Source organism: Paenibacillus sp. P36 (assembly GCF_045866505.1).
Taxonomy (GTDB): domain Bacteria; phylum Bacillota; class Bacilli; order Paenibacillales; family NBRC-103111; genus Paenibacillus_E; species Paenibacillus_E chondroitinus.
Genome location: NZ_AP038372.1, coordinates 7,403,538 through 7,422,193 on the forward strand (window position 1 = coordinate 7,403,538; position 18,656 = coordinate 7,422,193).

The following is an 18,656-nucleotide window of genomic DNA, read 5'->3' on the forward strand; positions in this document are numbered from 1 at the left end:
CATATGCTATAGTAATGCCGTATAACCATTCAAACACCCAAGAAACCTCACATGAAGTTACCATAGAGTAAAAGCTTACAACGATGGAGGTATTCAAATGTTGCAATCATTTATACTGATCGACGAGTTGAAGCAAACTCGCTCAGCTACCTCCTCGCCATCCACAAACGAGATGAGCTATTCTAATCGTACACAAGCATCCATGCCTGACGAGGTATTGAAGGACTTGGGCTTTCGCGTCTATACAGCATCTACCAGTAAAGAAATTTCCTTCATCATTCCTAAAGTTGATGCTGTTTTATTAAGTGTAAGCCCTGATCAAGTGGAAACCTGGCGCAAACGCATATTGGCTGAGCGCAGCCTCCCCCTCTTCTGGTGGTGTGATTCGCACACTTTTCCTTCTAATGAATGCAGAATGGATGCAGGTATAGATGGTTTAATCGGTTCAACGATGAGTCCGCTTGAAATTCACTGCGCTCTGCTATTAGGCGTAAATCACTATTTTCATCGAACCGAATGGCAGCAGGAGCGCGAACAGCTCCTCTCCAAGCTGGAGGAGCGCAAATGGGTCGACCAAGCCAAGCGGATCTTATGCGAGATTAAAGGCATTTCCGAAGCGGAAGCCTACGACTTTTTGCGCAAACAAGCCATGAATGAGCGTAAACGTATGGTAGATGTCGCTACCTCCATCGTCAAAGTGTATCAATTACTACGAGATCAGAATCAAGGAGGCCGCAAACGATGATATCTTTACTAAAAGAAGTAGGACGCGGAAAGCGCGGAGCAAGAGATCTTTCGTATGAAGAGGCATCCCAAGCAGCAGAACTTATGTTAACCGGCGGCGCTACTCAGGCCCAAATGGGCGCATTTCTTGTGGCTGAGCGTATTAAAATGGAATCACCGGATGAGATTAAAGCCTTCATCCACGCGCTGCGTAAACGTACGTTTTCTTATCCGGTACCTGGCAGCATGGACTGCGCAGGACCTTATGACGGCCGCACCCGCACGTTCATTGCGACTCTGCCGACCGCATTTGTGCTTGCGGCTTGCGGTCTCCCGACTACGCTGCACGGCAGCCCGAGCATGCCGCCCAAATGGGGCATCACGCTGACTGACGTGCTGGACGCACTTGGCGTACCGGCGCTAACCTCGTCGCGCGAGGCGCTGGTATCCGCAGCAGCGCGAACAGGCTTCCTATTCGCGCCTACAGAAAGCTGGTGCGCACCGCTTGGCGAGCTGCGCGAGCTCCGCAAGGAGCTCGGCTTGCGGACTGTGTTTAACACCGCCGAGAAGCTGCTTCGTTTCACGGAAGCCCCGTTCATGGCTGTCGGTGTGTTTCATGGTACGGTTTTCGAGAAAATAACGAATTTACTCATCGAACTGGGGATTACCAGCGGAATCGTTGTGCAAGGCATGGAAGGCTCGGAAGATCTATCCATCGAAAAACGTACGAGGACCTACGTCATTCAAAATGGCTCCAGTGAACTATTCATTGTAGATCCTGAAATTTATGAATTAATGGTTGAAGTGCCTGAAGTCGAATGGACAGCGCAGCTGCAAGGTGAAACGGCGATGGCCGTTTTACGCGGAGAAGCTGAACTTCCTTACTTGAACATGGTGCTGCTGAACAGCGCTGTTCGCCTCTGGGTTTCCCAGAAAGCCGGCTCCATTGAAGAAGGCATCTACATGGCCCGTCATGCGATCGAGCAAGGAAAAGCACTTCAGACCTACACCGAGTGGACGGAAGCGATTAAGCCGGTGTCTGCAACTTAAATTAAGTTATATGCCCTCCGCAGAAATTTTCTGCGGAGTTTTTTTATTAGGCCATGACCGTTAAGCGCTCACTAGCCGAAACACGTGCTTGCCCAGCGGGAATCTTGCCGGGATAACCCGTATGCAAGCTGCCAATGATCCTCTCGTCAGGCTGTACTCCGAATGCCTCACGGAACGCTTCCAACTTCAGCAGCGGATAGGTTTCCCAGACCATGCCGATACCCTGCTCCCAAGCCAGCAAGCTGAAGTTCTGAATTAAGCAGGCAGCCGCCGCATAATCTTCTTCGGCAATTGCCGCATTGTCATTCACTTTCAAAATAACGGCGATAAACATGGGCACAGACATGAATTTGTCGTACAATTTCTGACCGATCTCCTTCGCTTTCTGAGGGTCCGGTTCGTTAGCTTCTCTAAACTTGCGAACAATCTCTGCCAGCTTATGGCGGCCTTCCCCTTGTATAATGACAAAGCGCCACGGCTGCGTCATCCGGTGATTCGGCACCCATACGGCCGTATCCAAAAGCTCAGTGACAAGTTCCACAGGAACGGGTTTATTTTCAAACTGATGGACTGACCGCCGTTCTCTCATTAACTTTTTTAGTTCCATAATGCCTCCAATCTATTCTTCAAATTAGTTGATAATGAATGTCCTTCTATTTATCATAAGTGATAATGATTATCATTGTCAATTTATTGCACAACAAAAAGCCCCTGCCCTTCGTTCAGGCAGAGGCTGATAACCTACTATTTACTTCCCGATAAACTGTTGAGTGAACATTTTACCGCACGGTCCTCCGGCAACAATACCGATGCCAATGTGCGTGTAATCTTTGCTTAGAATATTCGCTTTGTGACCAGGCGAGTTCATCAACGCCTCATGCGCGGCTTGCACCGTTTGGTTACAAGCGATATTTTCTCCTGCCGCGTTATAGGTTATACCGAATTTCTCCATCATATCAAAAGGCGAACCATATGTCGGTGAATCGTGAGAGAAATATTTGTTATCGACCATATCCTGGCTTTTGAGTCTTGCTGTCTTGGTCAGTTCAGGATCAGCGACTAGGGCTGCTAATCCCACAGCAGCTCGCTCCTTGTTCACCAAGTCCAACATTTGCTGCTCCTCTGCCGTCAGATCCGCACTCGGAGGAGCTTGGGGTGCCGGTGCAGGTGCTGGTGCAGGTGCTGGCTCAGGCTCGGACGGTGGCGGTTCGGAACGCGGCGGTGCTGGGGTTGGCGGCGTCTGCTTCTTGGGAATTTTCAAATTTCCATAAGCCCATAGGATGGACTGCAGGGTTTGATCATCAACGTTTCCGGTAACCGGAAGGCCGTAACGGCTCTGAAAAGCTTTAACACCAGATTGTGTTTGATTACCATAGTAGCCTGTAATGGGTCCGCTATAGTAACCCAGAGATTTCAGCATCCCTTGAACCGCATAAACATCCGGCCCCTTGGCCCCTTTTCCATAGGCAAAAGCGGTCGTTGAGGTAGAGCAGAACAAAGCGATACAGATAAGTATGATCCAGACATGCTTTTTCTTGCCATGAAACATGCGTTTACGTTCACTCCCTGTCGTCGTCAGTATCATTCGCCCGACACGGGCGACTGCCCTTAGAGTGACCTATTTTTTGGATTTTATCCATTTGCATGAATAATTCGCACAAGAGCTGACATTCCCAGCAATTCACGCCGAGTGCGCGCGGCTAGAGGTGAAGGAGGAGGAGCAAAGCACGGCTATTCCCCTTTTTATATCGTAAACTCGAGGTCAATTAATTTCTCGCTTAATCTCCAAAGTTTTTCTGCCAAATCTGGGTCAATGGTCCTTTGATATACACCTGCTTCAAAAGGATTGCTATCTTCAGCAACCACTTCTGCGATGTCGTTATTCTCACAATAAATGCCGCCCATTCCATCTAGTTGACGGTTTACAGCGCACCAAACGATTGTTGCTGCCCCTTCTTCAATCGTCTTGAACTCATCGTTAAAATATGGTAAAGCACGCTCACCTTTCTCATTCAAAGCGCCCATGGTGCGTAATTCTTCGTCTGACAAGCTGCGTGCCAAGTCCGTAATGATCGTACCAGGATGTACGGTGAATGCACGCACGCCATGTGCTTTCCCCCTCTTGTCCATCTCAACAGAGAATAAGGAGTTGGCTACCTTAGATCTAGCATAGGCCATCCACTTTTCATAATCTTTTTTTTCAAAATTAAGATCTTCCAAATCGATATGATGGAGTTTACCTATTCTTGAAGTGACGGATACTATTCTTGCCTGTTCAGCTTTCTTCAGAGCGGGCCACAAGCGTGCTGTTAATCGGAAATGTCCCAGATGATTCGTAGAGAACTGTGACTCATTACCGTGTGAATCCCTCGTGAGAGGAGTCGCCATAATAGCCGCGGCATTAATCAGAATATCCAGTGGACGATTGGAGTTCAGGAACCTTTGTGCGAAAACATCAATCGACTCTGGCACCATAAGATCCAAGCTCACCAGTTCAACGCCAGGAATACTCTGAGCAGCAACTCTTGCTTTCTCAGGCGTGCGAACAGGAACGATTACCTTGGCCCCTGCTTTCACAAGAACTTTTGTAACTTCTAAACCAAGTCCAGAATAACCGCCTGTGACGATCGCAACTTTCCCAGTTAAATCTTGTCCTCCTAGTGCTTCCGTTGCTGTTGTTCTTGGTCCGAAGCTAGTAGGAATTGGTTTTTGCATCGTTCTTTCGTTATCATTAAACATGTGTAGTACCTCCACGTCGCAATAATTGCTTCAATTTGTAATTAGTAGAATGAATTCATAAACAATGAGGATGGTTTTTTTATGATACATTTTAATAATGCTACCTACCGCTGCACTTCCGAAATTTTCCTGCACTTGATTAGTGGAAAGTGGAAGATACCCATCCTTAATCTATTATCCAATGGCACCTTACGGTTTAACGAATTACAAAGGCAGCTTCCTGAGGCCACCCAAAGGATGCTTACAATGCAATTAAGAGATCTTGAACGCGACGGCCTGGTTATTCGTAAAGTCTATCCGGTTGCACCGCCTAAGGTTGAATATTACCTATCCGATTTGGGCATCCAGACCGTGCCAATTTTGCAAATGCTATATGAATTTGGGGCGACATATATGGAAAATTTTCAGACACAAGATCCGGATTCAACGAAATAAATCTATCTGTATTTAAAGCCTCCTTCCTTCCGTCTTTCATAGGTTAGCAATTCTTCGCAGTTCTGAACAGTACGCACATTTTTGTATGAAAGGATACCTTTTGTACGATAGGATCAATAATGATCCTGTCTCATTGTATAAAAAAAACACGGACGCTGAAGTGTTCACGTCCGTGTTCCAAAGCATTGTCATGCTACTCTAAACTATAGAAAAACGTCGTCTCCGTAGTCCTTTGAAAGCCTTTTTCCCAGTTCCGTTGATAACCATATGACAGATTCGATCAACTCGGCGTCATACGCTATAAACTCCCGATTACCAATGGATTCATGAAAGCTGCGCGTGATCATACTCTTTGAATGAACTCGATCCATTCTTTCTCAGGACCGTAAATGAAAAAATAGCGAATCCCGCTAGGCATGGTTGCAATCTCTAAATCAATGAATGCGACACCTATTTGTTTGACCCGGTCCCACTCCGCCTGAATATCGGAAACGGATAGAGCCACGTGATGAACTTTACCTTCAGCGGGCAAATGGTCCCAACATGATCGATGCTTCTCTTCATCAGCTTATTTCCTCCTTTTAGCCGAACGCCTACTCTATTAACCTCAAAATTATCCTCAAATTGTAACGATCTCTTTGGTTTGTAAAATACTTAAATGAATGCGATCCTTAGCGCTTTGAGTTAATCGGTTCATCAGGTCTGGTGTCTGCGTATAAACAGGCGGATGATGCGCTGCCTTATAGTGAATAGGAACGAGTGTCTTAGCCCCAAGGATTTGTGCAGCCATAACCGCTTGTTCTGGTGTCAAACAGATGGGCTGGTCACTGTGAGGCGCAACGCCAGGAAATTGCAAAACTGCGCCATTCACGGGCAAACATGCGGCATCAAACGCCCCATAAGCTTGAACCAGCTTCCACCAGTGCCCGTGCCATAAGGTATCTCCAGCATGGATCATTTGCTTGCCACCGCCGCGTACAATCCAGGAAACTTGCGGGTCACCTGAACCATCCACGGATTGAGCGGCGATTATCGTGAATGGGCCGACGTTGAAGGTTTCACCGATAGAAGCGCCAGTTACGTGTTTTAAACCGCTGCTAGTCGCTAAATCCACGATTTCCTTAGGGACGAATACCGAAGCGTCCGCGCCGTAAGCAGAAATAATGGCTTGCGGATCGAAATGGTCCGCATGTTGATGCGTGATCAAGACGGCTATTGCTGAACCGAACGACTCCAAAGGAAAGAATGGCTCTTTAGGCTCGCCTAACCTGGAGGCTGGGAAATGATAAAGCGGATCGATGGCAATTGCAAAGCCTTCTAATTCAACACGTATTCCAGCCCAAGGAAGCTTTTGAATATTCATGGCTATCAACCTCTTTCAATTTCGGAATGTCAACTTCTGAGTTAATGCGAAAGACCTCGGCGTCCCGCTTACCCCCTCTCCAAAGAGCCTACCGTTTAGCTTGCTTTACGGATTATAGGGTGACAATTCAGTATCTTCCCAACGCAAATCATTAGCATTCTCCAACTGTACGACTTCGCTGATTTCAAACCGCACTAATCTTTCTGCACCAGGAAATACGGAGGACTCTTCCTCATCCCAAATAATTTCCGCCGAACCAGTTAAATGAAGCGAATGTCCGTATTCATAGTTGATAAATAGGAGCCCTGATAAAGGGTTCGAATAAATATTGCCCAATGTATTAAACATTGAATTACCGAAGTAATCAGGAAATAAGATCGTCTTCGCATCCTGTACATGAATAAAACCCGGATTTCCTCCTCGATGCGAGGCATCCATCTCCCCCTTATCGTTCATGCTGCCAATATAAAACGTGTCAGCATGAGCTATCCAATCCTGTTGCTGCTGGCTCAGTTCCTTATTTCGTTGCGACGACTTCAATAATCTAGAAGGGTCTTTCTCCGGACGAAACGATCTTTTCTGAATATATTTGGGACAATTTCCGTACATCTGCTGAGCGGTCACCATGAATTCTTTGTCCATCTTGGCCGTTCCGTTAATTCGAAGCCTGATTCTCCGGTTCGTATCGATAATGAGCAGCCCTATTTGTTTCTCTTTATCCGGCTCCTCTGCAAGAGGGTCAGCTTCAAGCAATTCGGCCCTAATGGCTAACCTCTGTTCGTCTTGTACCTCTGCAAACCCCGGCTGTCCTGTCAAAAATGTTACCCAAACCTTGCCTTTGCGATCCGTGGATGACAATACGGCGAACTGTTGAGTTCGGAGGAATTTAACGATTCCGTTCGAGAAATGGGAACTGATCATCTTTGAGTTCTGGGCAGCAACCGCTCCCTCGCCAGCCAGATTCTGAACGGACAACTCTCCTTGATGAAACACATCATTCATGCTGCTTCCCTCCATTCAAAACCAAAATGTAGGATACCTGCGTTTTTTGTCTAGATTGTTAATGATCAAAGCTACGACTACGATAAGCACCGATCCGATCAATACCGGTGTAATCAGAAAAGACCAGCTGCTACCGCTCAGAATAACGACCAAAGGATCGGCTCCTGCAGGGGGATGTGTTGTTTTGCTCAGCATCATCAAGCCGATGGCTAAGCCAACTGCAATGGCCATAACCCAAACGCTTCGGCCAAAGAGATGGAAACAGATGAGTCCTATTAAGGTGGAAATTAAATGCCCCCCGATAATATTGCGCGGCTGGGATAATGGTGCATCCCAGAGACCAAAAGCCAACACGCAGGTTGCACCAAATGGAGCCATGATCCACGCATTTGCGGTCAAATTCGTTAGCAAAGCTAATAGCGCTATGGCAATGAATCCGCCAATCGAGCCGATCAGCGCATTCTTTGGAACGACTTTTAATGGGCTTCTGTCTTCGCTTCCCATTTTCCGCCAAAATCTTGCCTCGTGATTCTTACTAATGTTCATCACTATCCTTTCGTTATATAACTAGTCAACTAGTTATATAATTTATTTTTCTGTCTGTCAACTGTTATTTACGGACCAATTCCGGTAGTATTGGTTTTATTTTGTTTGAATAAGCGCTATAATATAACTAGTCAACTATGAAAAGAGGTCGTTTGCAGTGGAAGAAGATAAACACTATTTCCTTCAGGTTAATCCCCATTTGACCTTTAACGTAAATACACAAATCAAAGAACAACTTAAATGGCTAATCGGAATCGAACAAATGGAGGCTGGCGATATGCTGCCGACTGCTAGTCAATTGGCAGATGAGCTTGGCCTTAATCGAAATACGGTCAACTGGGTATACAATCAACTGCGTGACGAAGGTCTTGTTACGATACAGAAAGGACGCGGTACGCAGATCGCTGATGGGTCCGAGACCAAACATCTCTTGGAAGAACGCAAACCCATGCAGCAGCTTTTGAATGATACGATTCGCGAGGCCGCGGCTATGGGATTTGATTTGCCGTCCTTTTTCATCGCTGGTCTTGCCTACTCATTGCTGCAGCCTCCCCCCCCTGCCCGCAAGCTGCGAATTTTGCTGGTAGAGTGTAGAGGACATGACTATCCTTTCTATCGCCAAGAAATCGAACGAGCAACCGAGGGAGAAGTAGAAACTTTATTTCTCGATGATAGTTCCCTAAATGATGATGTTGTAAGAGAAGCGGCCATGCGTTCTGATGTTGTCATCACAACCTTGAATCATACCGAAGAAACCAAAGCACTGTTTGCTCGCTTCGACAGTAAAGTCATTGTTATCGGGGCAATTCTTGAAGCCTCTGAGCTGCTTGAGATCGCCAAACTGCAGCCAGGTACACATGTCGCCTTTGTTTGCCTGGGAAGAACAGGCGGAGAATGGATGGCCAACCGGATTCGGGAAGCAGGCATTCATCAGCTTCATGTTGAGATTGTGGGGATGAACGAACCCGACCGCTTGAATGAAGCCTTCCAGCACTCGCACAAAATCTACGCCTCAGCTGCTGTATTTGCCGAACTGAAGGAGTTGCAGCCCGATAAAACGCAGCTATTCCCTATGAAGCTGGAACAAAGCAGCGAAAATTTATTGCATGAAGTTGCGTTACAACATAGATGAATCCCCTGAATGGGGATTCTTTGTGTTTTTACGGAAACATGCATCGAGGGGGTGGGAACTTCAGGGCTTGGAAATAAAGGACCATAGTTCCCAGCTGTGTGCTATTTATTGTGCTCATGCACCATTGACAGCAACCACATTTTACAGTAAAGTTGAATTATAATTAGTACCTGGTACTAATACTTGATAACAAAAGGAGCGAGCTTCTCATGCCTGTCTCAAATCCCTTGAATGCCCGTATTTCAGCAATAGGCAGTTATGTGCCTTCGCATATTTTAAGCAACGCCGATCTTGAAGCTATGGTGGAAACCAACGATGAGTGGATCGTTCAACGCACTGGCATGCGGGAACGCAGAATCGCCGCTCCCGAGGAATTCACTAGCCATTTATGTATAGCTGCCGTCCAAAACATGCTTGACCGATATCCGCAAGCGCTGAACGATGTGGAGCTGATCATTGTCACTACGCATACGCCAGACCTGCCATCGACACCGGTAGCTTGTATGATTCAAGCTCATTTCGATCTCCCTGCGGTCGGCGCCTACGACCTTAACGCCACCTGCGCAGGGTTCGCCTATGCGGTCCATACCGCAAGCGGACTAGTCGCGGCAGGCTTGCACCGCAAGGTGCTCGTGGTCGGCGGGGACGCGATGTCCAAAATCACCGACTATACGGACCGGTCGACCTGCATTCTGTTCGGCGACGGCGCAGGAGCCGTGGTGGTGGAACGCGAGGAGGAGCATCCGGCATTCCTGGCGCATCATGTTGGCTCCGACGGCTCCGGCGGCAAGCATGTTTATCGCACCGGCCTGTCCGAGCAGTGGCAGGACATACCGCTCACTGGCGGCGGCAAGCTAGTCCAAAACGGCCGCGAAGTTTATAAATTTGCGGTATCGACCGTACCGGAAGGGATCGAGCACTTGCTAGCCAAAAGCGGGCTGCCGAGTTCCGCGATTGATTGGTTCATCCCGCATAGCGCTAACCTGCGGATTATTCAATCGATTTGTGAAAAGAGTGAAATTCCTTTTGAGAAGGCCATATACAGCCTTGAGTATTACGGCAATACCTCTGCCGCCTCTATTCCTCTGGCGCTTGATCTCGGCGTAAAAGATGGCAGGGTGCAGGCAGGCGATACGCTCCTGCTATACGGTTTTGGCGGGGGACTAACGCACGCTGGACTTATTTTACGTTGGGGATAAACGCACGGTCTAAGTGAAACAAAGGAGGCGGCAGCACCTACGTACCGCGATCAAGCTGCCGCCCCTTGCTTAAGAGGCTGAATAGAGATGGTCGAAGCCTTGTTCAAAACCTTTGTGAAACCCATCCATATACCCTCTATCGTATCCATTGTCAAAGCCCTTATCGAAGCCTCCCCGATGTGTCAGGAGCGCTTTGGCAGGGCGATTTCTTTTTCTCAGGAGCACTTTTTTGCCACGAACCGGCTTCGCTTTCTTGAGAAGCTTACCAGTAACCTTTCTGCGCACAGATGACTTCACTTTCATAGATTCCTCACTCCTTTATACATTATTCGCCGCGATGATAGCGGGGGCAATAATCGGCAGCGCTGGCGCAAACCGATGAAAGTCATCCCAGCTCATGGCCGTTTGGTGACGCAGATCCAAATTCCAGTAGCGCAGCGGCCATTCATTAATGAATCGCTGCATTTTACCGTTTTTGACTTGATAGACGGCATGATCTTCGGTCCGCGCAAGCGCACCTTCTTGCAAGTGCCCATCAACGTAAACGCCCTGTGCAAGAGCGGCAAGCTTGTTCTGGACGTCATGTTGCGATAAGGAATGTCCCTTCGGCCAGCTCCGCAGATCGACTTGCGAGACGCGGGTAGCCGACAAGTGATGCGACTCCCCTTCGATCGGGTGGCGATGGCCATTCTCGATCCAATAGAGCTCTGATGTTACCCCTCGCACGACGATATGGCTTGGGTAGAAATCAATCATAGCTGCACTGCCGCCACCGAGCTTGTGGTGTACTTCATGCAGCAAACTGTGGGTTTCTCCCCATTTTCGCGCGTAAAACTCTAAATTTCTGCCATATACTTCTTCAAAACGCTGCTCGCCCAACGCTTTAATCGAGACGCTTCCGACATGATGAATGAAGGTATCCATAGCAATAACAAGTTCTAATCCCATGATGCGCGTTCGAAAACCGAAGTCATCATCCTCGCAGTTTCCAATCTCAAAACCTTCATCCAAGTATCCCAGCCGCTCGAAAACCTCGCGCCGCATAAGGACACAGAAGCCTGTTAATCTCGTGGTCACATGCCATTTGGCAGGGTTCGACTGATTAAAGTTTGCAGCGAAATGGTGCATTTCCTCCGTGGAGGTGTAATTCGTCTGCAGCAATTGCTCTCCGCTAATGTAATTCGTCATCGGGCCAACAAGCCCGAATTTCTCATTACTGTTAAGGCAAGTCAGCATATTTTTCAGCCAATCCTTGGTCACAATGGTGTCATTGTTTAAAAACAGCAGGTTGGAACCGCGCGCCATCCTTAAACCTTGATTAGTCCCTCCGGCGAAGCCGAGGTTGGAAGTAAAGATCTTGTAGCGGATTTTCCCCGTCAGGGACTTCAAGTACTCGGCCGTATCATCCGTTGAGGCATTATCGATGATGATGAGTTCGAAGGGCTCCGGCGTATATTCATAAATGCTGTCGATACAATTCTGGAGGTGGTGGCGCTGATCGTTCGTCGTAACGATGATGATGCTCGTTCCCTGAAACTTCGAGGGGGTGACCCCCGCATCCCAGCCAAGCTGGAAGGCATGATCGTGCGCACTATCGTAGGCCATGTTAAAACCTTCATTGTAACCGCGGTTATAACTTGCTTGGGAGGAGGAGACAACCTTGCCCGGCTTGCCTACCCTGCCCAGTTTGCCAATCTTACGAAACTTGCGGGATTTGCCCATGGATTTGTGGACCCGTCGCTTCACTGCTGTTCTCATCGGTAAGGAGCCTCCCCTTTCACGATAGAGTCCGCCAAATGCCCGAAATCGATCGCTACTTTCCCCATACTCGACGCAATCCATTCGGAAATGATGACAGCCGAAATCCCTGCGGAAACCAGCGCGATATCAAAATCGTAACCGGCGATGTTTTCCTTGATGTGCGGGATATCCTTCACGCCATGGACCGGCGTAATCTCGCCAACAATATTCACGCCGTTCGCGCGAAGCACTTCTGCCAAATGCGGCGCTAAGTTGCCAACCAGCAGCACCCTTCTGCCCTGTGTAATCCGTGACAGATACCCCTCGTGATAGATATAATAATTCACCAGCGAGTCCGTCAAAGTAAGTTCATGGTAGTTTATATGTTCAGCTTTAAACACCGCGAAAGCGAGCGGTTGGAAATTGCGCACCCGCAGCTTCGGAATACCTACGACGCTAGCTCCGCGAATCGCCTGCACTAGCTCTGCTTTAATTTCCAGATCCGGTACTTCTACGCCGGCATATGGGAGAAACGGGCCATCTTGCTTAATCTGTTCAATCGGTAAAATAGTCTCCTGCGCTAAGGTAAGCAGCTCCCCGTCACCTAGTCGGACGAGGGAAAATGGCACTCTGGCGTCAAGCGCAGCGATGATCTGGTCTCCCAGATCCCTTGCGGTAAGCAGGTGATAGATGTGCGGCCGCAAATGTTCCACGCCGGCGGCAACAATTTGTTCAATCGTAATTTCGGGCAGGATCTGATAGTCCGGCAGCAAGCGATCGACGATCGCATCGCCCCCATCATGTTTTCCATCCCGGTACCCTTTATCGAAACCTTTGTCATACCCGGCATTATACCCCTGATCGTAGACGGTCACGGTTTCAATCGGCATGAGCCGTGTCAGCGGCAGCGCGGCAAGTCTCCGGCGTTTTTTCTTTTTGCGGAGAGAAGAGAATAAGCCTTTGCGCTTGCGAGAAAGCTTGCCTCGCCGGAAGGAGATTACTTTGCCTAACTTCTTACCGCCTTGTTTCTTTTTTATGGGCAACATACGTTCACCCGCCTTTGTTCGTTATCGTTAACAATTCATTCAATCGTTTGCGATACGTATGATCCTTCAGCGTCCGCGCCAATCCTCGCAATGCGATATGCTGCCGCTCTTCTTCATGGGCTAAATAGTACTCTATTTTCTGGATAAGCTCCTGTGGGGAACTGAAGGTATCAATTTCTTCTCCCGGTTTATAGAAGGTTGCCAATTCGTCACGGACATCCGTTAATTGCAATGTGCCCGCTGCTGTAATGTCAAAAAGCCGAGGATTAGGCGAGAAAGCGGGGATTTGCCTGCTGTTGCTGTTATGGGATTTGTCATCGGTCGCCCGGTGAAGATTGATCACGATTTTGGCCCCATGGTAATACTTCATCGTATCTTGCGGGCTCAACCATAAGCCTTGAATTTTGGAAGACAACTTGTCGTAAGAACTTAGCCGATCCCACCAATAACCGTTAATCATGACGTCCTTGTGCTGCAGATAATCGGCGATTTCATCAATGAACGCAACCCTATTCCAGAAAGCTGTGCCAATGAAACAAATATCTTTGCGAAAATTCGTAGGCACATAGTCCAGCTTCACGGAATCCGGATTTATGCCGAACGGCAAATAATGCACATTCTGGCAGCCGAGTGCCTTATAAGGCTCAACACAGCTTTTCTCCAAGGTGAATACATAATCAAAGTGCGGGACGAGCCCTGTCGACTGATCCGAATGATACGGATCGTCCGGCAGCCAAATCGCCGTGCGAATACCGTGCGCCCGAATGGCTTGCACGACATCTTCCGGCAATGATTGCCCAATGGCATCGAGCACGAGGACAAGGTCCGGTCTTGTCTCTGCCGCAATCTGAACAAGAGGGTCAACGGGATTCACGACAATGACTTCTCTCACCATATCCCGCAGACTAGCCTCGATCCCTTCATCCATCGCGGTATAAGGCAATCCGTTAGCCCTAACAAACATTACCTTCAAATCCCAGAGAATGCCCCGCTCCTGCGGAATGTCCCGCATTAAGCTTTGGCAGCGTCCCATGTGAAAACCATGCGACCAGCCTTTTCCGTAACCCTGGTCACTCCCCTTTCGCCATTCATCCTGGTAGCGAGACAGGGGAGCCGGCTTCTTCACTTTCACGGCTCTGCGTACTCGTCTCCTCTGATTCTTCAGCGATCTGATCGGCAACTTCTTCGATTTCACGGCTCTTAAAGCGCTCATTCCATCTCACCTCCATGGATAACGACATATCCTTTGCGCTGCAAATACTGCTCCAAGGCGCTTTGCCAGCTTCTCATCGGATAAATACGATTCAGTTTGTTGTTGTCCAGCACACTATATAAGGGTCTGCGCACTTTTGCAGCGTACGCACTGTTCATAATCGGTATCGTTTCGCAGGTAATACCGCAAAACGCAAACGTTTGGACCGCCAGCTCATACCAGCTGCAGGCGCCTTCACCTGAACAGTGATACACACCGTAATCCGTTATCTCTTTTTCAAGGAAAGCCCGCACAGTTTCAGCCACATCTTGTGTATGCGTCGGTGACATGATGACATCCTGAACAACCGAAATAGGGTTACCTTGCTTCGAAAGTCTAATCATTGTCTCTACAAAATTGCCGCCCTTTCCACTGGCCCCAGCTTCGCCAAACAACGAGGATACACGAAAAACAAAGTAGGTATCCAAGTAAGCTGCAATAGCTTCCTCTCCTGCTGCTTTGCTGCTGCCGTAAGCATTGAGGGGACTGACCCGATCTTCTTCCGTATATGGCGCCTGCTTGCTGCCGTCGAATACGTAATCCGTGCTGAAATGAATGAAAAGCGTGCTATTCTGTTTGCAATAAGTCGCCATACGCAGAACGGCAATGGAATTAATGCGGAGAGCCTTGAGCGGATCGGCTTCACACTGTTCGGTGTTATGAAACGCCGTGCAGTTAATGAGTACGTCAATGCGGCCAAGCTTTTCAAGAATGGGGATAATCGTTTCTGTATTCTCCACATCCAGCATATCCCTCGTAACCGGGATGATCTCGAACTGGCTGTTTTCCTTCAATACCCGATGAATATCGGAGCCTAGCTGGCCTTTGGCGCCTAGCAGCGCGATGCGTTTCATTACTCGCTCGATCCTTGAATATCCAAGATACCGCCATAGAGCGTAGCGTCCTTAATAATTTTGTGCCACTTGATAAGCTCGCTGTACCAATCCAGCGTAATCGTTTGATCCATGCTTGGTACATCGCCTGCAGCCAGAGCGTTATAAATCTCTAATGCTCCTTGTGCAGCCGTCCATTTGCCCTGCCAACCTAAGGCTTTCTCGATTTTGTCAAAATTGACGCGATAGGAACGGTGATCGGGCGCTCCGTACCAGGCAATCGTTACAGGTTTTGGAATGACTGCGGTAATCTCTTGCGCTAATTGGCCGAGCTGATAATTGTTGCTGTCCGAACCCACGTTGTAGATTTCGCCGTTGATGACTTTCGGATCAGCTTCCAGCAGCAAGCACATGACATCCGTTGTGTCTTGAACATGAACGAACGGTCTCCACTGAGAACCGTCTCTCATTAAGGGAATGACCCCATTCTGATAAGCGCCTAACGCCATGCCATTAATGGCCAAATCGAAGCGAAGGCGGGGAGAATGCCCGTAGACAGTAGCCTGCCGAATGACAACGACGGTGAAGGCCTCATCAGCTAGTGGAAGCACGCCGTGTTCCGCCATTTCGTTTGCTTTGGCATAGGTCGTGAGCGGGTTTGTCGGCGAATTTTCATCGACGATGACTTCCGGCGCTTGAAAGCCGTATAAGCTGCAGGAAGACGGGAGAATGTACCGCTTCACGCCAAGTTTCTTCGCTTTATGTGCCGTGCTCACACGGGAAATATGGTTAATCTGGTGCGTTGCTTCCTGAAACAACTCACCGCTCGGGTCGTTGGAGATCGCCACTAAGTCAATGACGGCATAAACGTCAGCGAAGGCTTCCTCCTTCAGACGGCGGGAGTCCTCCTTGATCGTTACCAGATTCGGATGCTGCGGGAGCTTATCGATACCGAAGAAAAAGCGGTCAACAGCCTTAACGGCATAACCTTTATCCAGCAGCTTCGGTACCAACACACTGCCGATGTAGCCGCCCGCTCCCGTCACCATAATGGTTTTCATGATAAGTCCCCTCCATAAACAAAGTTATTGTCCGCCAGCGCAAGCGTAGGCTGCTGACGATCCCTATCCGACAAGATCGGATTCGATACCGGCCAATCGATACCAAGGGCAGGATCGTTCCACGCGATGCCTCGGTCATGCTCAGGGGAATAATAATCATCCACTTTGTACAGCAGCTGCGTATTCGGAACCAAGGTACATGCGCCATGGGCAAAGCCCTTCGGAACCAGAATTTGCCGTTTGTTTTCTGCGCTTAAGATAACGCCGACCCACTGTCCATAAGTTGGGGAACCTTTGCGGATATCAACGACGACGTCATAAACCGCACCGGATACAACGCGAACGAGTTTCGTTAACGCTTTTGGCGCCAATTGGTAGTGCAGGCCTCGAAGAACCCCCGATTCTACGGAAAGGGAATGATTATCCTGAATAAAGGCATGTTGAATGCCCTCGCCAGCTAACGTTTGTTGGTTGTAACTTTCCATAAAAAAACCGCGATGATCACCATGCGCTTTCGGTTCGAGCACCAGGACCCCCGGCAGCTTGGTCGAAATCACTTTCATGAAAGGGCTCCTCCTCGTTGTTTCATAATATGATCCACGACATAAGCGGCAAAAGGCATCGAACAAGTAAATGCCGGTGAGACCGCATTGAGTACATGCATTGAGCGTTTGTCGCCTTCGATGACAAAATCTTGCACGAGCTCCAAGGTTTCAACGTTGAGCAGCTGTGCTCGAATACCCGGTCTTAGAAAATGTCCGAAGCCCTTGGGGTCGATTTCTCTGACCATTCCCATCCCTAACCCGATGAAATAGGATTTGATATATTTGCGCATTTCCTGAAAGGCCAAGCGTCTAAAGTGAAACGAATTTGTGATAAACAGCTTCAGCTCAAAGCCGACAATTTGCAGGAATTCCTTCAGGTTGAAGCCCTGCAGCCCTTGGTAATTTTCCCGCCAAAAAGCCGGCATTGCCGTAGGCCCGATCTTAATGCTGCCATCCACCGTTTTGGTATAATGAACCCCGAGAAATGGGTTTTTCAAATTGGGAACGGGATAGATGTTCGTGACGACATCCGTTTTGTTTTTCGTATATTTCAAGTAAATGCCTTTGAACGGAATGATCGTATATTTCCCGCCGAATCCGAAATCATGGGCAATGCTGTCGGCGTAAAGCCCGGCGCAATTGATCAAATAGTTGTATTTGAAGGTGCCTGAGCTCGTAAAAAGGAGATCTCCCCGATGCTTGCGATATTTCGTCAAGAAATGGAACTCTACACCGTTCTCTACATTTTCACGTTTCAGAGTCCTGCAAACTTCTACGGGATCAACCGACGCCGTTGTTGGTGAATACAAAGCTTTCCGGTATGTCTTTGCATTCGGATCAATGGAAGCAATCTCTTGCTCATTCATCCAGATGAGCTGCACGCCATTGATGTCTGCGCGCAGCTTCAGCTCTTCCAGGCCGGCTAACTCACTTTCATCTTTGGCGACGACCAGCTTGCCGCATTCATTCAACTGCAGGCCATTAAGCTTACAGTAAGCTCGCATGGCCTGATTGCCTTCTTTCGTGAACTTCGCTTTCAAGCTGTTCGCTGAATAATAGAAGCCGGCGTGCAGAACTCCGCTGTTTCGTCCACTTGCATGTGCAGCCACATCAGACTCTTTTTCCAGGATGCAAATGGACACTTCCGGCTCTCTTTTCTTCAGCTCACGGGCGATCGTGAGGCCAATAATCCCCGCTCCGATGATGATGTAATCGTACTTCCTCACTTGTCATCACCGGCGCTTGACTTGGGTGCTGCAGCCTCAACGTTCGGATATTCGCGCAGCTTATCGGACGCTTCGAACCAAGAAGGAAAGGTGCCAGCGTCGATCCACCACCCTGTCAGCAAGTGATAGCTGAGCTTGCCTTGACTCGCATATAAGTTATTCACATCGGTAATCTCCATCTCGCCACGCGCAGACGGCTCTACCGTCTTAATCAAGTCGAATACCGTAGAATCGTACAGATAAATCCCTGTAACACAATACGAGGATTGCGGATGCTCGGGTTTCTCTTCAATCCGCTTGATCAGGTCGCCTTCCATGACCGGAACCCCGTATCTTCTGGCGTCCTCTACTTCCTTCAGAAACACTTTGGCTCCTTCCGGCTGAGCTTCAAATTGCTTTACGTACCCAGCCAGCGAATCCTCGAACAGATTATCGCCAAGCAGCACAAGCAGCTTCTCGCCCGGATGCACGAAATTCTGGGCAAGCTCCAGCGCATCGGCAATGCCGCCGGCTTCTTCCTGTATTTTGTAGGAAATGTTAACGCCCCACTCCTTCCCGCTCCCCAGGAAATCCGTATAGAGGGAAACGGAGTGTTTACCCGTGATCAGAAGGATATCGGTGATTCCCGCTGCTCTCAGCTTCTCAATCCCATAATAAATCATAGGATATTTACCGACGGGTAGAAGATGTTTGTTAATCATTTTCGTCAAGGGTCGCAGACGTGTGCCAGTTCCCCCGGCTAGAATGACTCCCTTCATAGCAAC

At 48.6% G+C, this 18,656-nt stretch carries 21 protein-coding genes; 5 read left to right on the forward strand and 16 right to left on the reverse strand.

Annotated features, from left to right (window positions below):
* Positions 1 to 97: 97 nt before the first annotated feature.
* Together ACKTT9_RS32415 and ACKTT9_RS32420 are read left to right on the forward strand one after the other, a co-directional pair.
* Positions 98 to 745 carry an ANTAR domain-containing response regulator gene (locus ACKTT9_RS32415; RefSeq protein WP_407869235.1) on the forward strand — a complete coding sequence of 216 codons (648 nt, stop codon included), beginning with the start codon at positions 98 to 100 and terminating at the stop codon, positions 743 to 745.
* The gene (locus ACKTT9_RS32420; protein WP_407869236.1) at positions 742 to 1,773 is read left to right on the forward strand and encodes an anthranilate phosphoribosyltransferase; all 1,032 of its coding nucleotides are present in this window, start codon (positions 742 to 744) and stop codon (positions 1,771 to 1,773) included. The genes ACKTT9_RS32415 and ACKTT9_RS32420 overlap by 4 nt, the downstream gene beginning before the upstream one ends.
* 46 nt (positions 1,774 to 1,819) lie before the next feature.
* Here ACKTT9_RS32420 and ACKTT9_RS32425 read toward each other — a convergent pair whose 3' ends face one another.
* From ACKTT9_RS32425 to ACKTT9_RS32435, 3 genes are all read right to left on the reverse strand, one after another.
* Entirely contained in the window at positions 1,820 to 2,380 is a 561-nt protein-coding gene (locus ACKTT9_RS32425) for a nitroreductase (protein ID WP_407869237.1), read from the reverse strand.
* Positions 2,381 to 2,521: 141 nt separating this feature from the next.
* A complete protein-coding gene (locus tag ACKTT9_RS32430; RefSeq protein ID WP_407869238.1) occupies positions 2,522 to 3,322 on the reverse strand; it encodes a peptidoglycan-binding protein in 801 nt (266 codons plus the stop codon).
* Positions 3,323 to 3,516: 194 nt separating this feature from the next.
* Positions 3,517 to 4,512 carry an SDR family NAD(P)-dependent oxidoreductase gene (locus ACKTT9_RS32435; protein WP_407869239.1) on the reverse strand — a complete coding sequence of 332 codons (996 nt, stop codon included), beginning with the start codon at positions 4,510 to 4,512 and terminating at the stop codon, positions 3,517 to 3,519.
* A gap of 81 nt (positions 4,513 to 4,593) precedes the next feature.
* Between ACKTT9_RS32435 and ACKTT9_RS32440 the strand changes: the two genes are divergently transcribed.
* Entirely contained in the window at positions 4,594 to 4,947 is a 354-nt protein-coding gene (locus ACKTT9_RS32440) for a winged helix-turn-helix transcriptional regulator (protein WP_407869240.1), read from the forward strand.
* A gap of 343 nt (positions 4,948 to 5,290) precedes the next feature.
* Here the strand turns inward: ACKTT9_RS32440 and ACKTT9_RS32445 are convergent, their stop codons facing one another.
* The 4 genes from ACKTT9_RS32445 to ACKTT9_RS32460 all read right to left on the reverse strand — a co-directional run bounded on the left by ACKTT9_RS32445 (position 5,291) and on the right by ACKTT9_RS32460 (position 7,858).
* Positions 5,291 to 5,479 carry a VOC family protein gene (locus tag ACKTT9_RS32445; RefSeq protein ID WP_407869241.1) on the reverse strand — a complete coding sequence of 63 codons (189 nt, stop codon included), beginning with the start codon at positions 5,477 to 5,479 and terminating at the stop codon, positions 5,291 to 5,293.
* An 87-nt stretch (positions 5,480 to 5,566) separates the two neighbouring features.
* The gene (locus ACKTT9_RS32450; protein ID WP_407869242.1) at positions 5,567 to 6,310 is read right to left on the reverse strand and encodes an MBL fold metallo-hydrolase; all 744 of its coding nucleotides are present in this window, start codon (positions 6,308 to 6,310) and stop codon (positions 5,567 to 5,569) included.
* 105 nt (positions 6,311 to 6,415) lie between these two features.
* Positions 6,416 to 7,312: a pyridoxamine 5'-phosphate oxidase family protein gene (locus ACKTT9_RS32455; RefSeq protein WP_407869243.1), complete on the reverse strand. Its 897-nt coding sequence runs from the start codon at positions 7,310 to 7,312 to the stop codon at positions 6,416 to 6,418.
* A 15-nt stretch (positions 7,313 to 7,327) separates the two neighbouring features.
* Positions 7,328 to 7,858 carry an HPP family protein gene (locus ACKTT9_RS32460; RefSeq protein ID WP_407869244.1) on the reverse strand — a complete coding sequence of 177 codons (531 nt, stop codon included), beginning with the start codon at positions 7,856 to 7,858 and terminating at the stop codon, positions 7,328 to 7,330.
* 157 nt (positions 7,859 to 8,015) lie between these two features.
* On the opposite strand from ACKTT9_RS32460, the gene ACKTT9_RS32465 reads away from it, so the two are divergent.
* Both ACKTT9_RS32465 and ACKTT9_RS32470 read left to right on the forward strand, forming a co-directional pair.
* Entirely contained in the window at positions 8,016 to 8,990 is a 975-nt protein-coding gene (locus tag ACKTT9_RS32465) for a GntR family transcriptional regulator (RefSeq protein WP_407869245.1), read from the forward strand.
* Positions 8,991 to 9,199: 209 nt separating this feature from the next.
* Positions 9,200 to 10,189 carry a ketoacyl-ACP synthase III gene (locus tag ACKTT9_RS32470; RefSeq protein ID WP_407869246.1) on the forward strand — a complete coding sequence of 330 codons (990 nt, stop codon included), beginning with the start codon at positions 9,200 to 9,202 and terminating at the stop codon, positions 10,187 to 10,189.
* A 69-nt stretch (positions 10,190 to 10,258) separates the two neighbouring features.
* Here the strand turns inward: ACKTT9_RS32470 and ACKTT9_RS32475 are convergent, their stop codons facing one another.
* The 9 genes from ACKTT9_RS32475 to ACKTT9_RS32515 are packed head-to-tail and all read right to left on the reverse strand — an operon-like array spanning position 10,259 to position 18,650.
* Complete coding sequence (locus ACKTT9_RS32475; RefSeq protein WP_407869247.1) at positions 10,259 to 10,492, reverse strand: hypothetical protein; 234 nt, start codon at positions 10,490 to 10,492, stop codon at positions 10,259 to 10,261.
* Between the two features lie 15 nt (positions 10,493 to 10,507).
* Positions 10,508 to 11,947, reverse strand: a complete 1,440-nt coding sequence (locus ACKTT9_RS32480; protein WP_407869248.1) for a glycosyltransferase family 2 protein — start codon at positions 11,945 to 11,947, stop codon at positions 10,508 to 10,510.
* Positions 11,944 to 12,975 carry a GT-D fold domain-containing glycosyltransferase gene (locus ACKTT9_RS32485; RefSeq protein ID WP_407869249.1) on the reverse strand — a complete coding sequence of 344 codons (1,032 nt, stop codon included), beginning with the start codon at positions 12,973 to 12,975 and terminating at the stop codon, positions 11,944 to 11,946. Before ACKTT9_RS32485 ends, ACKTT9_RS32480 begins: the two co-directional genes overlap by 4 nt.
* Before the next feature lie 4 nt (positions 12,976 to 12,979).
* Positions 12,980 to 14,188 (reverse strand): glycosyltransferase, encoded by a 1,209-nt coding sequence (locus ACKTT9_RS32490; RefSeq protein ID WP_407869250.1) that lies wholly within the window; start codon positions 14,186 to 14,188, stop codon positions 12,980 to 12,982.
* A complete protein-coding gene (gene rfbD / locus ACKTT9_RS32495; RefSeq protein ID WP_407869251.1) occupies positions 14,185 to 15,081 on the reverse strand; it encodes a dTDP-4-dehydrorhamnose reductase in 897 nt (298 codons plus the stop codon). The genes ACKTT9_RS32490 and rfbD overlap by 4 nt, the downstream gene beginning before the upstream one ends.
* Complete coding sequence (locus ACKTT9_RS32500) at positions 15,081 to 16,121, reverse strand: NAD-dependent epimerase/dehydratase family protein (protein WP_407869252.1); 1,041 nt, start codon at positions 16,119 to 16,121, stop codon at positions 15,081 to 15,083. Before ACKTT9_RS32500 ends, rfbD begins: the two co-directional genes overlap by 1 nt.
* Positions 16,118 to 16,684 (reverse strand): dTDP-4-dehydrorhamnose 3,5-epimerase, encoded by a 567-nt coding sequence (rfbC, locus tag ACKTT9_RS32505; protein ID WP_407869253.1) that lies wholly within the window; start codon positions 16,682 to 16,684, stop codon positions 16,118 to 16,120. Before rfbC ends, ACKTT9_RS32500 begins: the two co-directional genes overlap by 4 nt.
* Positions 16,681 to 17,892, reverse strand: coding sequence for an L-2-hydroxyglutarate oxidase (gene lhgO, locus ACKTT9_RS32510; RefSeq protein ID WP_407869254.1), 1,212 nt, complete (start codon positions 17,890 to 17,892; stop codon positions 16,681 to 16,683). The genes rfbC and lhgO overlap by 4 nt, the downstream gene beginning before the upstream one ends.
* Positions 17,889 to 18,650, reverse strand: coding sequence for a sugar phosphate nucleotidyltransferase (locus ACKTT9_RS32515; RefSeq protein ID WP_407869255.1), 762 nt, complete (start codon positions 18,648 to 18,650; stop codon positions 17,889 to 17,891). Before ACKTT9_RS32515 ends, lhgO begins: the two co-directional genes overlap by 4 nt.
* Positions 18,651 to 18,656: the final 6 nt, after the last annotated feature.

Bases quoted from the DNA above. Each gene is read 5' to 3' on its own strand.
- ACKTT9_RS32485 (WP_407869249.1), bottom strand. From the start codon at position 12,975: ATGTTGCCCATAAAAAAGAAACAAGGCGGTAAGAAGTTAGGCAAAGTA.
- ACKTT9_RS32425 (WP_407869237.1), bottom strand. From the start codon at position 2,380: ATGGAACTAAAAAAGTTAATGAGAGAACGGCGGTCAGTCCATCAGTTT.
- ACKTT9_RS32450 (WP_407869242.1), bottom strand. From the start codon at position 6,310: ATGAATATTCAAAAGCTTCCTTGGGCTGGAATACGTGTTGAATTAGAA.
- ACKTT9_RS32420 (WP_407869236.1), top strand. From the start codon at position 742: ATGATATCTTTACTAAAAGAAGTAGGACGCGGAAAGCGCGGAGCAAGA.
- ACKTT9_RS32490 (WP_407869250.1), bottom strand. From the start codon at position 14,188: ATGAGCGCTTTAAGAGCCGTGAAATCGAAGAAGTTGCCGATCAGATCG.
- ACKTT9_RS32435 (WP_407869239.1), bottom strand. From the start codon at position 4,512: ATGTTTAATGATAACGAAAGAACGATGCAAAAACCAATTCCTACTAGC.
- ACKTT9_RS32440 (WP_407869240.1), top strand. From the start codon at position 4,594: ATGATACATTTTAATAATGCTACCTACCGCTGCACTTCCGAAATTTTC.
- ACKTT9_RS32460 (WP_407869244.1), bottom strand. From the start codon at position 7,858: ATGAACATTAGTAAGAATCACGAGGCAAGATTTTGGCGGAAAATGGGA.
- ACKTT9_RS32475 (WP_407869247.1), bottom strand. From the start codon at position 10,492: ATGAAAGTGAAGTCATCTGTGCGCAGAAAGGTTACTGGTAAGCTTCTC.
- ACKTT9_RS32515 (WP_407869255.1), bottom strand. From the start codon at position 18,650: ATGAAGGGAGTCATTCTAGCCGGGGGAACTGGCACACGTCTGCGACCC.
- ACKTT9_RS32415 (WP_407869235.1), top strand. From the start codon at position 98: ATGTTGCAATCATTTATACTGATCGACGAGTTGAAGCAAACTCGCTCA.
- ACKTT9_RS32430 (WP_407869238.1), bottom strand. From the start codon at position 3,322: ATGTTTCATGGCAAGAAAAAGCATGTCTGGATCATACTTATCTGTATC.
- ACKTT9_RS32500 (WP_407869252.1), bottom strand. From the start codon at position 16,121: ATGAAAACCATTATGGTGACGGGAGCGGGCGGCTACATCGGCAGTGTG.
- ACKTT9_RS32480 (WP_407869248.1), bottom strand. From the start codon at position 11,947: ATGAGAACAGCAGTGAAGCGACGGGTCCACAAATCCATGGGCAAATCC.
- ACKTT9_RS32470 (WP_407869246.1), top strand. From the start codon at position 9,200: ATGCCTGTCTCAAATCCCTTGAATGCCCGTATTTCAGCAATAGGCAGT.
- rfbC (WP_407869253.1), bottom strand. From the start codon at position 16,684: ATGAAAGTGATTTCGACCAAGCTGCCGGGGGTCCTGGTGCTCGAACCG.
- rfbD (WP_407869251.1), bottom strand. From the start codon at position 15,081: ATGAAACGCATCGCGCTGCTAGGCGCCAAAGGCCAGCTAGGCTCCGAT.
- ACKTT9_RS32455 (WP_407869243.1), bottom strand. From the start codon at position 7,312: ATGAATGATGTGTTTCATCAAGGAGAGTTGTCCGTTCAGAATCTGGCT.